Consider the following 12565-nt stretch of genomic DNA (forward strand, 5'->3'; position numbering starts at 1 on the left):
CACAATTTATGAGCAATAACATCAGAAACATCACAATCATTGCACACGTTGACCATGGTAAAACAACCATGATCGATAATCTTATGAAGCAAAGTGGATCATTTAGAGAAAATGAAGTTGTGGATGAAAGACTGATGGACTCTGGAGAGCTGGAAAAAGAAAGAGGAATCACTATTCTAGCTAAACCTGCATCAATTAATTGGAAAGATTCTCGAGTAAATATAATAGATACACCTGGTCACAGAGATTTTGCTGCAGAAGTAGAGCGTGTATTAAGTATGGCAGATGGAGCCCTATTACTTATAGACTCCGCTGAAGGAGTAATGCCACAAACAAAATTTGTGTTAGCCAAAGCACTTAAACAAGGGTTAAAACCAATAGTTGTAATTAATAAATTAGATAAAGCGGATCAAAGAGCTAACGAAGTATTAGATGAAACTTTTGATTTATTTGTAAGCTTAGATGCTAATGAAGAACAGCTAGATTTTCCAGTTTTATATGCAAGTGGTAGATCTGGATGGGCAAGCAAAGAAGTTGATGGTCCTAGAGAAAATCTCCACCCATTGTTAGATTTAATAATTGAACATGTTAAACCAGCTGAGTTAGATAAAACTAAACCTTTTGCTATGTTGTCTACACTTTTATATGCAGATAGCTTTTTAGGAAGAAGTTTGGTTGGAAGAATATCCCAAGGAACTGCGAAAGCTAATCAACCTATCAAAGCAATAAATCTTAAAGGTGAAAAAGTAGATGAAGGTAAATTAACTAAAATTTTTAGATATGAAGGAACAAAAAAGGTTCCAATTGAAATAGGTGAAGCAGGAGACATTGTTGTAATTGCTGGATTAGAAAAAGCTAATGTAGCAGACACTATCTGTGATCCTGAATTAAACGAACCAATTCCAGCAACTCCAATAGACCCACCTACTATGTCTATAACGATAAGTGTTAATAGTTCACCTCTAGCAGGAACTGAGGGGAAAAAATTAACAAGCACACAAATTAGAGACAGATTGGTATCAGAAGCTCAAAATAATGTTGGTATTACTTTTTCTCAAAATGCAAATGTAGATTCTTTTGTAATTAGTGGTCGAGGAGAATTAATGCTTGAAATTTTACTTACACAAATGAGACGTGAAGGTTTCGAGATGACCGTAAGTCCTCCAAAAGTATTGTTTCAAAAAGACGAAGCAGGAAATAAATTAGAACCTATTGAAGAAATAACTGTTGATTTAGACGAAGAATTTTCATCAAAAATAATTGACTCGATGAATAGAAGAAAAGGTAAGCTTTTAGATTTAAAAGATACTGGTAAAGATAAGAAAAGATTAGTTTTCCATGCACCAACAAGAGGTTTAATGGGATACACAAGTAGGTTTTTAACTTTAACAAAAGGTACTGGAGTAATTAATAGAATTTTCCATGGATATGGAAAATTTGAAGGTGAAATGGATGGAAGAAAAAATGGTGCATTAATTTCAATGTCGACAGGAAAAGCAGTAGCATTTGCAATATTTAATCTTCAAGCAAGAGGTGAAATGTTTGTAACTCATAATGATCCAGTATATGAAGGTATGATTGTTGGTTTGACACCAAAACCTGGTGACATGATTATAAATGTTATGAAAGGCAAACAATTAACAAATATGAGAACCCAAGGAACAGATGAAAATGTTGTACTTACACCGGTAAGACAAATGTCAATTGCTGAACAATTAAGTATGTTAAATACTGATGAAGCCTTGGAAATTACACCTAAGTCACTTAGATTAAGAAAAGCTATTCTTAACCCTCATGAAAGAAAAAAAAGTGAAAAATCTGGCGCCGCGGCCTAATTAAATAATTTATTAACTAAAAATAATCCTAGAGCCACACAAGGTCCAATTCCAAACGCAAAAAGCAAAGTTCCAACGCCAACAGTACCACCTAAATACCAACCAACAGACATTACAGTTATTTCAAGAGTTCCTCTAACTAGCGCAATTGGTAAATTTGTTTTTTTTTGAAGACCTATCATCAAACCATCTCTTGGTCCTGCTCCTAAATTTGCAACTAAATAAATTCCACCACCAAGTCCGACTATAGCTACTGCAACAGCACCTAATAAAATTTGATCAATATAACTCTCGGGAGTTGCTACATGCCTAATACAAACATCAATCATTAATCCAATAATTAATGCATTTAAAATAGTGCCAATTCCAATTTTTTGTTTTAAAGGAATCCAAAGCAACAAAACAATAAAACTAATAAAAATTGTTATGACACCAACAGAAAAACCTAAATTTAAATATAAACCTTGAGCCAATACACTCCAAGGAGATGCGCCAGAAGCAGAAACAATTAACAAACCTTCACCCAAGCCGAACAAGGTTAATCCAAAACAAAGAAAAAAAAATGTAGATATCTTTGGTTTAAAATTAAGTGGTTTTTCTGAGCTCCAAGATACACTTGGAATATTTTTGATTTTTAAAAACATTGTTTAATAAATTACTTCTTTTAAATTCAAAGTCTATTAAAGTAATCATTTTATGAAAAAAATTTTATTCCTCATTTTACTCTTAACCTGTTCATTTAATAGTAACGCTCATATGGCTCACTATAACAAGTTTAATAAAATAGAGATGGAAATTTTAAGAGATGGAGAGGTTATTGGTTACAACTACTATTTTTTTAAAAAAGATTCAGACAATACAACTGTTACAAATCAATTAAAATTTACTGTAAAATTATTTGGAGCAACTATTTTTGAAGTGGAGAGTTATGGAGAGGAAAAATATATCAAAGATAAATTAATTTCTTTTAATTCTAAGACTCAACAAAACAAAAAAGATAAATACGTTCAGCTAAAATTAAATGAAGAAAGAAATGAATATGATGTCAAAGGATCATCTTACACAGGTAGTGCATCAGTAGAAAACGTGATTGGAAATTGGTGGAGTCATAAAATCCTTCAAACAAATTCTCAAATTAGTCCAATTTCTGGAAGTATTAAGGAACAAGTGGTGACTTTTATTGGAAAAGAAAAAATTGAGTTATATGGGAAAACATATGAAGTAGAACACTTTAAATTGACCTCAAAAGATATGTCTATTCCTGCCGATAAAAGATTAAACTTTGATATTTGGTTTGATAAAAAAAATGCTTTAATCCTTAAGGTTGCCTATTCTAGAATTGGAAACTGGGAATATAGAGTGAAAAAATTTGAATAAATTTATTTAGTAATTTTTTTATAAAGGTCATTGGCGCTTATCCAGCCAGCTTCAAGTCTTGGTCCAACAAACCAATCTGCACACACTCCTAAATTTAATGAGGAGTTCCAATAACTTTTTATATTTAAAGAATTTGAATTTGATGAGTATTTCCAACCATGATTTAAAGAAAATAATGCTTTAGTTTTTTTAATACCTGTAAGTTTAAAAAAATGATTAATAAGGGTATTAGAGTTTATATCTTTGTTTTCTCTATTTTTATTAATTTTCTTATTTGCCCAACTATGAGTACTTTGCAGAGTCCATAAATCTTGATGGCTTTTAAACCTTTTTTTACTGTTTTCTTTTGCGGCCCAACCTAAAATTTTGTCATCAAATAAATAACTGCTAACATTTTTGTTTGTTTTTTTTATTACAAGCATAACGGTAATATTGGCATCCATCTTAACTTTTTTTGTTATGAATGGAGCCTTTATAAATTTTTTTGATAACTTTGATGATTGAGCAAATGGACAAGTTAAAATTAGTTTTTCATAAACCCTTTTATTACCATCAGAAAAAGTAAGGACCCATTTTTTTTCTTTATAGTTAATTTTTTTCAATTCTGTTTGAAAATAACATTTAATATTTTTCAAAAGATATTTGCTAATATCATTGTTTCCTTTTTTACCTATTATCTTTAAATGGTTTTTATTTTCTTTTTTAACTTTGTTTAGAAATAAATGGTTGCCACTCCATTTTTTTAGTATTTTTTTTTTATTAAAATATTAATAAACTTTTTAAAAGCTAGACTTTTAGGTGAAATATACTGAGCTCCATGGTCAAATCCTTTGACTTTATCTAATCTTTTAAAAGACGATCTTCCACCTGGTCCTCTTGCTTTATCAAATAAATCAATAGAATGTTTTTTACTTAAAAGGTTAGCAATCGTTGCCCCAGAAATTCCTGAGCCAATTACACAATATCTGCTCATTTACCAGCGACGGTCATACCATCAATCATCATGGTAGGTGAATTAACTGAGTATTTAAATTCTAAATCATTAGCCAATATAATATTTTTAAACATTTCATCTAAATTTCCAGCAATCGTTATTTCATTTACTGGATATTTAAACTCTCCATTTTCAATTAAAAAACCATTAGCACCTACTGAATAATCACCTGTTACAAGATTTGTTCCATGACCTATAGTTTCAGTTACGTATAAAATTTTAGAATGACTTTTTAACAAATCATCATAATTAATATTTCCGTTTTCAAAATAAAGGTTAGTGCTTCCACCACTTCTTCCATTTGATTTTAAATTTAACTTTTTTCCATTATAGGTATCAACCAAATAATTATTTAAAATTCCATTGCTTACTAATTTTAATGTATCTGTTTTTACTCCTTCAGAATCAAAACATCTCGAGCCCATACCCTTTATTAGATCAGGCTTATCAATAACATTGATTTCATTTGAAAAAATTTGTTGGTTTAATTTATCTTTAAGAAACGATGTACCTCTTGCAATAGATGATGCTGAAATTGCACCTGCAAAAGAGCTTAGAAATCCTTTTGAAATTCTTTTATCAAAAATAACACTTAGCTTATCACTACCAATTTTTTTAGGATTAAGTTTTTTTATAGTTTGTTCAGCTGCAATTTTTCCAAGTTCTGAGGGATTAGAAATATCATTTAAGTGACATTTGCTTGTAAACTCATAATCTCTTTCCATGTTATTTTCGTTTTTTGCTACAGTAACACAAGATGCTGTAAATGAGGACGATTTGTATCCGTTACAAAAACCATCACTGTTTGCTAAAATAAAATTTGATTTATCTTCCGTAAAACTCGACTCTGTATTTATAATTTTCTTATCAATTGAGGCGGCTTCCTCTAATTCTTTTAAATAACCAATTTTTTTATCGTTCTCAACATGAGATTGGTCATATAAATTTAAATCTTTAATATTTTTTGCTAATAATTCTTTATCTGGTAAAGAATTAAATTCATCTTCAGGAGTTATTTTTGTAGTTTCATAACATTTTTCTATTAAAATTTTTAAATTTTCATCCAATAAATTAGATGAAGATATTGATGATTTTTTTTTACCAATATAAGTTTCTATTCCCATAGCCAAACTATCAGATCTATTTGACTCATCTAAAGTTTTGTTTCTGAAATTGACTGTTTCTGAAATTGAGTTTCCAATTGTTACACTTGCATCTGTAGCGCCCAGTTTTTTTGCAAGATCCAAACAGTATGAAGCTTTTGATTTTAAATATTCTTGATCCTTAATCATGTTTTAAAGTTTTGTCCCACCAACTGTCATTTTATCTATAAGTATTGAAGGTTGTGCTACTCCAACCGGAACTCCTTGACCTGCCTTACCACATGTTCCAATTCCTGGATCCATCATCATATCATTTCCAACCATTGATACTTCTTTTAAAATTGAAGGACCATCACCTATCAAAGTTGCACCTTTAATTGGTGAACCAATTTTTCCATTATTTATTTCATAAGCCTCCGTACAATTAAAAACAAATTTTCCTGATGTGATATCCACCTGCCCTCCACCAAAACTCACAGCAAAAATACCTTTATCAACTGATTTAATCATTTCATCTTGAGTATTTTTTCCACTTAACATCATTGTGTTTCTCATTCTCGGTAATACGATATGTTTATAACTTTCTCTTCTGCCACTACCTGTTGATCTAGTATTCATCAATCTTGCGTTTAATCTGTCCTGCATAAAATTTTTTAAAATCCCGTTTTCTATTAAAACTGTGCTTTCTGTTGGTGTTCCCTCATCATCAATAGTTAAACTTCCTCTTCGTTTATCTATGGTTCCATCATCAACAATCGTAACTCCTTCACTTGCAACTTTTTGGCCCATCAAGTCATGAAAGGCAGATGTTTTCTTTCTATTAAAATCCCCTTCTAATCCATGACCAATAGCTTCATGAATTAAAATTGCAGGCCATCCAGGTCCTAAAACTACTTTCATTTCACCTGCAGGAGCAGGTTTGCTATCAAGATTAACTGAGGCTATTCTTAGTGCTTCTTCACAGACATTTTTCCAATTATCATTTTTTAAATAATCATCGTAAGATTGTCTGCCGCCAATACCATAAACGCCTGTCTCTTTTCTTCCATTTTTTTCAAGCATAACAGAAACATTGAATCTGATTAGCGGACGAACATCAGTTAAAAACTCACCCCCAGAACGAATAATTTCAATAGATTTTTGTTCACCACTAAAACTTGCTGTTACTTGTTTTACTGTAGAGTTTTTTTTACGAAGATATTCATTTACGTTATTTAAAACTTCTAGTTTTCCATCTAATGTTTTTTGATCAATAGGGTTAATCGCATCATAAAATTTATTATTAGTTTTTGGAATTTCATGATTATAAGTTCCTTTTACTGACTTAAGAGTAGATTGAAGACTTTTTGCAGAATTTTTTAACGAGTCTTTTGATATTTCATTAGAATGGGAATAGGCAACAACCTCGTCAGAAATAGCTCTGAATCCGAAACCAAGATCAGAACTATAATTTGAGCTTTTAATTTTATTATCATCTAGTACGATTGACTTCTGATTTAGAGTCCTCAAAATATAATTCACCATCATCACAATTTTTTAAAGTATCAGATACTATTTCGTCTACATCTTTTCTAGTCAAGTCTGATTTGTCAAAAAAATTACTCATGGACAATACATAGTTGTTTGTATAAATTTTTCAATGTACCATTTTACGCATGTACAGTTTAATTCTTATATGTAAATAACTTTAAATAATGAAAGTTTACTATAATAACTCTTGTAGAATTTGTAAGTCTGAAATTAACTTATATAAAAAAGAAAATATTAAAGAGATTGATTGGGTTGATATAACAAACAATTCAAATGCAGAAATGGAGACTTCCAAAAGTGATAAAGATCTTTTAAGAAGATTGCATGTAAAAGATGGAAATAAAATAATTGGAGGGGCTGAAGCTTTCTTATTAGTTTGGAAAAAAATTCCAAAATATAAACTTTTGTATTTTTTCTTTAAACTTCCAATAATTTTTACAATTTTTAAAATTGGTTACGAAATTATTGCTTATTTTTTATATTTGAAAAACAAAAAACAGCTAAAGAACTAACTTGTATAAAATATCAAAAATTTACTCAACAAAGACATTGAGGCAATAAACATAATCATTACTATTGAATACATTAAAGTAATTATTTTATTCTTTTTTCTTCTAAGCCTAACAAAAGCTTTATCATCTAAATCAGAAATATCTCTTTTGCCAACTACATGATAATCATAACTCCAACGCCAAGTGGAATTTCCAAGTCTTGGATCTAAATTATTAAAATAAGTTATCCAAGCAAGAATGTATCTCAAAATTAAATATAAAATAATCAATGTGATTGTTCCAAAAAACATTCTGAATATTACTTAATTATTTATGAAAAATTAATTGTTATTTTTTGCTCTTTTTCTTGCGATTAACTGTGTGAGTGAGTCAACCATTGTATCTGAAGCTTTAAAAATTTCGTTGTTTTTGAACTCATGAGAAATATTTTTTTCAGGATTTGTTTTGTCTTCAATAACTATACCCTCATCTGGTGAGTTATTTTTGATATAAATTAATAATAACCAGTCTTCATCTGCGGACTCGTCCCATTTTATAAAAATTTCTCCAGTTTCAAATCTTCTATCAATACATCTAAATATTGACATGTGTCGTGTGATATGACGCTTGTTTAATTGAAACACTAAGCTACTTGCACTTCTATAAAAACTTTCAAGAGCAAACTCAATTTTTTGTCTTGCTATAGTGTATTCTTTCTCTTTTTGTAATAATGTCTCTCTATCTTCATCACCTTGGATTTTTACACCTAAAGCCTCCACTCTTTCTCTAATTTTTTGATCTCTAATAATTCGGTATTTTTCTTTTAATTTTTCTATTCTTTGCTGTAATCCAGCATAATCATCTCTTTTTTCTTTAAGTGATATTCTTTCAAGTTTTTCAAGTTCTTTAACTTCTCTAATTCTAAATTTATCAATTTGTTTTTCTAATCTTAATTGTTTTAAAAATTGTTTTTGTTTTTCAGCTTGCTCAATTCTTAACAATGCCTGTTCTTTTCTTAAAAAAAGCTTGATGTCTTTTGTTCTTTGTTTTTCTAGTTTAATTTCATCTTTTAATGCTTGTTCTTTTAATTTAGTTTTTAACTCTTCATCTTTTTGCTTTATATTTTCAAGTTTAATTTTTTCTAATCTTTCATTTTCTTGTTTTTCTAATTTTAATCTTCTTGCTTCATCTTTTTTTAGAGTTTTGTATTCAGATATTGTATTTGCAATTTTATCAAAGAATGCCTGTATATATTTTTCTAAGCTAAAATTTATTTTGAACTTAATTTCAGGTTTAAAAGAGTTTTGGAAATTAATTATCTTTAAAATAAAATTTTCTTTTTTTATTTTATGAGGTTTGAAAAGTTTTTTTTTGGTTTTTTTAATTTTTTTAACCGGACTTTTCTTTTTAGCTGGACTTTTCTTTTTAGCTGGACTTTTCTTTTTAGCTGGACTTTTCTTTTTAGCTGGATTTTTCTTTTTAGCTGGACTTTTCTTTTTAGCTGGACTTTTCTTTTTTTTTGATTTTTTCATGTTCAAGAAATGTATTTCTATCAATAATTTATTAATAAATATAGTCTCTTGTAACAGGTGTTGATGTATAATTTTTTGTTAATTGAAACTGATATACAACCTGGTCGCCCCACTTAAATGCCATTTCACAACCAGCTAAATAGAATTCCCACATCCTGAAAAACTTTTCATCAAACATTTTAATAATTTTTTCTTTATTTTTGATGCAATTTTCTTTCCAATGTCTAAGTGTATGAGAATAATGAAGCTTCAATACTTCTATATCGGCTACAATTAAGCCAGCTTTTTCAATAGGTGTGGTTACTTCACTTAAACTTGGAGTATATCCGCCAGGAAAAATATACTTTGTTATCCATGGATGTGGGTCTCTTGGTGGGTTTACTGATCCAATTGTATGAATTAAAGAAATTCCATCATCATTTAGTAAATTATTAATTTGTTTGAAAAACTTTTTATAAAATTTTCTACCCACATGTTCAAACATCCCAACACTTACAATTCTGTCAAATTTTTCATTAAGTTCTCTATAATCTATTAATTTAAACTTTAATTGATTTTCTAAGTTGAGTTCTTTACTTTTTTTTAAGCAATAATTAAATTGATTTTCAGACAAAGTTATACCTGTTACTTCACAATTAGCGCTTTTGGCAATATCTATTGCTAATGATCCCCAACCACAACCTATATCAAGTACTTTCTGGTTTGATTTAATATTAAGTTTTTTTATAATATGTTGAATCTTGTTATTTTGAGCTGCTTCTAAAGAATCATTTTCATCTTTAAAATACGCGCATGAATATTGTCTTTTTGGATCTAAAAATAAATCATAAAGCTCATCTGAAATATCGTAATGATGGGACACATTCATTTTTGATTTTTTAATAAAATTAAAATTTGTCAAGTACCTATAAGAACCTCTTAGTCTATTTATTAAATAACTAAAAAAATTTAGATCGTTTCTTCCAAAATTCATTAATGCTAAATCTAAAAAATCAGTGAGACTTCCATTTTCTATTATAATTTCTCCATTAGTATAAGCCTCTCCAAAATAAAGATCTGGATGTAATAATAATTTGTAATGAAGATTTTTATTTAAAATTTTTAACTTAATTGGTTTGTCATTTTTTGGTGTTCCAATAATATAATTTTTTGAATTTACATCTACTAGAATAAAACCATCTTTCTTAAATATAGAATTTAAAAATCTTGCTAGTTGCATTTAAGTTACCTTTTTTTATCGAAAATTTAATTTTTCTAAATTATTAGTCAGCTCCTTTTTATCTGTAGAATTTAAAATTGATAATGGTGGCAAAATATTCTTATAAATAGGATCTTTTTTTGAATAATAAGAATGAAGTGCTGATATTAAATTATATTTTTCAAATGTATTTCTAACATCACAAAGCTTTTGATTAACAGTTTGTTCTTTTCCATTAAAAAAATCATCATAAACCTTTCTTGCCATTGTAGATGAAATGTTACAGGTTGCTGTAATTATCCCTGAACATCCCAATTCTAGACCTTTTAATAGTTTTGACTCTGAGCCCGGCAAGACTGAAAAATTATCTAATTTTAAATTTTCAAATAAGTTGTATGAACTATCTTTAATTCCAATAATTTGTTTTGGAAATTTTTTTACTAATTTTCGTACACATTCTTCACTAAACATATATCCGCATAACTTTCCAAAATTGTAAAGTATAATTTTGCTTTCTGGAATTTTTTCTACAATTATAGAATAATAATTTATTACATCTTTGTCCTCATATTTATAAAAGGCTGGCGGCATAATTAAGAATTTTGTAAAACCTAAAGTGGTAGCAATTTTCATTAAATTTATAGTTTCTCCTAATGAATTAAAGCCTGTTCCCACTAAAAACTTATCTTTGTATTTATTTTTTGATAAATCATTCAACAACTCAATTTTCTCTGAGACTGATATGAGTTGTGCTTGCCCAGTGCTACCAAATATTGCCACTCCATGACAGCCTTCTTCAATTAAATTTTCAGCATGCTTGATTGTTTTTGCAATATTTAATGTTAAGTTATCATTTAATACTGACATGGATGCTGCATATATACCTTTTATTAAACTCATATATTTATAAAAACATATTATAATTTAAAAAAAAAATGAATAAAAAAGTCAATTTGATAATAGGATCTGGTGTTTTGGGTGCTTATTTGTCAGTTGGTCTTATAAAAAAAAAAGAAAGAGTAATTGTAACAACAAGATCTTTAAGAAAAAAAATACATAATTACAATTATCTTAAAATTCAAAAAAAAGTAAAATTTGAAAAACTTGATATCAAGAATAAAAATTTGATTAAGAAAATTATTAACAAATATAAACCAGAAAAAATTTTTTACTTTGCAGGACAGAGCTCAATACCCAAAAGTTTAAAAAGTCAAAAAGAAACTTTTCAATCACATTACGATGGTACAAAAAATTTTCTTGACGTATTAAAAGAAAAAAATTTAAAAATAAAATTTTTTAAAGCAAACTCTGGGTATATCTTTGCTCCCAATAAAGGACAAATTGATTTAAATTGTAAGTTTTCATCTAACAAAAATCCATATGTTAAAGCACAAAAGGAGACTTTTAAGTTGTTAAAAAAATATAGACAATTTGGATTAAACTTATCCAGTTTAGTATTTATGCAAGTTGAATCACCTCTTAGGCCTAATGATTTTTTAATTAAAAAAGTTTGTCTTGGAGCTAAAAATAAAGATAAAATTACAGTTGGGAATATAAATACTTTTAGAGATTATTCTTGGATAACAGAAGTTATAAAAGCAATAATATTATCAACAAAATTACCTTCTAAAGATTTTATAATATCCGCAGGTAGAAAAATTTCTGGAAAAGAAATTTTAACAGCTGCCTATAAATTAAATAAACTAGATTTTAGAAAATATTGTTCTGTCAGTAAAAAATTCTATAGAAAAAATGAAGATAAAATTTTAACAGGTTCAATTAAAAACTCATCATATCTTAAGAAGAATTTTAATTTTAGATTTAAAATTTTTGGAAATAGTTTAGTAAAAAAAATGTATAAAAGTTTATGAAAACAGGAATTTATTTAAGCTATGTGGGTTTAGGTGCAAATCTATTGCATCTATCTTACTGTCATCAAATTGCAAAAAAAAATGGCCCTGTAACAATTATTACGTTGTGCAAAAATTTAGAAGCAGCACTTACAGATGACCCTCTTATAGAAAATGTTTTTTACATTAACAAATACCATAAAAAATTAATAGATATTTTTAATCTTGCTAATGTTTTAAAAAGCTTTGATTTAGAAAATTTATTAATCTTTTATCCAAGTATACGATTACATCTATCGGCAAAATTGGCAGGAATTAAAAATATTAGGATTTATAGTTTTTTAAAAAAAAAAAATTTACATTTGGTAAAAGCAGCAAAAAAATTAACAGAAGATTTTCTTAAGATTAATAATTGTCCAACAGAAACTAGTTTTTTTGTAAATAAAGATAAATTATACAAAATAAAACAAGAATATAAAAATAAATTTAAAATAGTAATTGGAGCAGGTTCCTCAGGCCCTACAACCAGATGGGGAGCAAAAAACTTTTCTAAACTTATAAATCAACTCAATAAATCAGATGATTATTTTTTTTTCTACTTTGTGGTCCTAATGAAAGACAAATAGAAAATGAAATTATATCAAATCTAGATAAA

The 12565-nt window shown here is 28.0% G+C and carries 13 protein-coding genes and 1 pseudogene; 5 read left to right on the plus strand and 9 right to left on the minus strand.

Translation table 11 applies throughout. The annotated features are described in order from the left end of the window. The first annotated feature begins 8 nt into the window (after positions 1 to 8). A complete protein-coding gene (gene typA / locus ACIJYB_RS06370; protein ID WP_435150676.1) occupies positions 9 to 1835 on the plus strand; it encodes a translational GTPase TypA in 1827 nt (608 codons plus the stop codon). Here the strand turns inward: typA and ACIJYB_RS06375 are convergent. Further along, complete coding sequence (locus ACIJYB_RS06375) at positions 1832 to 2479, minus strand: YczE/YyaS/YitT family protein (protein WP_435150678.1); 648 nt, start codon at positions 2477 to 2479, stop codon at positions 1832 to 1834. The two genes, typA and ACIJYB_RS06375, sit on opposite strands and share 4 nt — an antisense overlap. Before the next feature lie 52 nt (positions 2480 to 2531). Here ACIJYB_RS06375 and ACIJYB_RS06380 point away from each other — a divergent pair, with 52 nt between their 5' ends. Continuing rightward, on the plus strand, positions 2532 to 3212 hold the full coding sequence (locus ACIJYB_RS06380; RefSeq protein ID WP_435150680.1) for a DUF6134 family protein: 681 nt from the start codon (positions 2532 to 2534) through the stop codon (positions 3210 to 3212). A gap of 2 nt (positions 3213 to 3214) precedes the next feature. Here ACIJYB_RS06380 and ACIJYB_RS06385 read toward each other — a convergent pair whose 3' ends face one another. From ACIJYB_RS06385 to tldD, 4 genes and pseudogenes are all read right to left on the minus strand, one after another. Further along, a complete protein-coding gene (locus ACIJYB_RS06385; protein WP_435150682.1) occupies positions 3215 to 3814 on the minus strand; it encodes a hypothetical protein in 600 nt (199 codons plus the stop codon). A gap of 140 nt (positions 3815 to 3954) precedes the next feature. Beyond that, positions 3955 to 4185 carry an NAD(P)-binding protein gene (locus ACIJYB_RS06390; RefSeq protein ID WP_435150683.1) on the minus strand — a complete coding sequence of 77 codons (231 nt, stop codon included), beginning with the start codon at positions 4183 to 4185 and terminating at the stop codon, positions 3955 to 3957. Next, a complete protein-coding gene (locus ACIJYB_RS06395; protein ID WP_435150684.1) occupies positions 4182 to 5498 on the minus strand; it encodes a TldD/PmbA family protein in 1317 nt (438 codons plus the stop codon). The genes ACIJYB_RS06390 and ACIJYB_RS06395 overlap by 4 nt, the downstream gene beginning before the upstream one ends. Before the next feature lie 3 nt (positions 5499 to 5501). Then, positions 5502 to 6915 (minus strand): annotated as a pseudogene (gene tldD, locus ACIJYB_RS06400) (metalloprotease TldD). 88 nt (positions 6916 to 7003) lie between these two features. Here tldD and ACIJYB_RS06405 point away from each other — a divergent pair. After that, positions 7004 to 7351: a DCC1-like thiol-disulfide oxidoreductase family protein gene (locus tag ACIJYB_RS06405; protein ID WP_435150685.1), complete on the plus strand. Its 348-nt coding sequence runs from the start codon at positions 7004 to 7006 to the stop codon at positions 7349 to 7351. Here ACIJYB_RS06405 and ACIJYB_RS06410 read toward each other — a convergent pair. Genes ACIJYB_RS06410 through ACIJYB_RS06425 form a run of 4 tightly spaced genes read right to left on the minus strand, consistent with a single transcriptional unit; the run spans position 7348 to position 10960 of the window. Further along, a complete protein-coding gene (locus tag ACIJYB_RS06410; RefSeq protein ID WP_435150687.1) occupies positions 7348 to 7641 on the minus strand; it encodes a hypothetical protein in 294 nt (97 codons plus the stop codon). The two genes, ACIJYB_RS06405 and ACIJYB_RS06410, sit on opposite strands and share 4 nt — an antisense overlap. A gap of 30 nt (positions 7642 to 7671) precedes the next feature. After that, complete coding sequence (locus ACIJYB_RS06415; RefSeq protein WP_435150689.1) at positions 7672 to 8862, minus strand: hypothetical protein; 1191 nt, start codon at positions 8860 to 8862, stop codon at positions 7672 to 7674. A 31-nt stretch (positions 8863 to 8893) separates the two neighbouring features. Beyond that, entirely contained in the window at positions 8894 to 10081 is a 1188-nt protein-coding gene (locus ACIJYB_RS06420; RefSeq protein ID WP_435150690.1) for a class I SAM-dependent methyltransferase, read from the minus strand. A gap of 15 nt (positions 10082 to 10096) precedes the next feature. Next, entirely contained in the window at positions 10097 to 10960 is an 864-nt protein-coding gene (locus tag ACIJYB_RS06425; protein WP_435150692.1) for a dihydrodipicolinate synthase family protein, read from the minus strand. Positions 10961 to 10995: 35 nt separating this feature from the next. On the opposite strand from ACIJYB_RS06425, the gene ACIJYB_RS06430 reads away from it, so the two are divergent. Together ACIJYB_RS06430 and ACIJYB_RS06435 are read left to right on the plus strand one after the other, a co-directional pair. Next, positions 10996 to 11931 (plus strand): GDP-mannose 4,6-dehydratase, encoded by a 936-nt coding sequence (locus ACIJYB_RS06430; RefSeq protein WP_435150693.1) that lies wholly within the window; start codon positions 10996 to 10998, stop codon positions 11929 to 11931. After that, on the plus strand, positions 11928 to 12536 hold the full coding sequence (locus ACIJYB_RS06435; RefSeq protein WP_435150695.1) for a glycosyltransferase family 9 protein: 609 nt from the start codon (positions 11928 to 11930) through the stop codon (positions 12534 to 12536). The genes ACIJYB_RS06430 and ACIJYB_RS06435 overlap by 4 nt, the downstream gene beginning before the upstream one ends. Positions 12537 to 12565 lie beyond the last annotated feature (29 nt).

The sequence above is a fragment of the Candidatus Pelagibacter bacterium nBUS_44 genome (assembly GCF_051200895.1).
Classification (GTDB): Bacteria; Pseudomonadota; Alphaproteobacteria; order Pelagibacterales; family Pelagibacteraceae; genus Pelagibacter.

What these genes read in the sequence shown, in the direction of transcription:
- ACIJYB_RS06415 (WP_435150689.1), bottom strand. Translation starts at nt 8,862, where the DNA reads ATGAAAAAATCAAAAAAAAAGAAAAGTCCAGCTAAAAAGAAAAGTCCA.
- ACIJYB_RS06435 (WP_435150695.1), top strand. Translation starts at nt 11,928, where the DNA reads ATGAAAACAGGAATTTATTTAAGCTATGTGGGTTTAGGTGCAAATCTA.
- ACIJYB_RS06420 (WP_435150690.1), bottom strand. Translation starts at nt 10,081, where the DNA reads ATGCAACTAGCAAGATTTTTAAATTCTATATTTAAGAAAGATGGTTTT.
- ACIJYB_RS06380 (WP_435150680.1), top strand. Translation starts at nt 2,532, where the DNA reads ATGAAAAAAATTTTATTCCTCATTTTACTCTTAACCTGTTCATTTAAT.
- ACIJYB_RS06390 (WP_435150683.1), bottom strand. Translation starts at nt 4,185, where the DNA reads ATGAGCAGATATTGTGTAATTGGCTCAGGAATTTCTGGGGCAACGATT.
- ACIJYB_RS06410 (WP_435150687.1), bottom strand. Translation starts at nt 7,641, where the DNA reads ATGTTTTTTGGAACAATCACATTGATTATTTTATATTTAATTTTGAGA.
- ACIJYB_RS06395 (WP_435150684.1), bottom strand. Translation starts at nt 5,498, where the DNA reads ATGATTAAGGATCAAGAATATTTAAAATCAAAAGCTTCATACTGTTTG.
- ACIJYB_RS06405 (WP_435150685.1), top strand. Translation starts at nt 7,004, where the DNA reads ATGAAAGTTTACTATAATAACTCTTGTAGAATTTGTAAGTCTGAAATT.
- typA (WP_435150676.1), top strand. Translation starts at nt 9, where the DNA reads ATGAGCAATAACATCAGAAACATCACAATCATTGCACACGTTGACCAT.
- ACIJYB_RS06425 (WP_435150692.1), bottom strand. Translation starts at nt 10,960, where the DNA reads ATGAGTTTAATAAAAGGTATATATGCAGCATCCATGTCAGTATTAAAT.
- ACIJYB_RS06430 (WP_435150693.1), top strand. Translation starts at nt 10,996, where the DNA reads ATGAATAAAAAAGTCAATTTGATAATAGGATCTGGTGTTTTGGGTGCT.
- ACIJYB_RS06375 (WP_435150678.1), bottom strand. Translation starts at nt 2,479, where the DNA reads ATGTTTTTAAAAATCAAAAATATTCCAAGTGTATCTTGGAGCTCAGAA.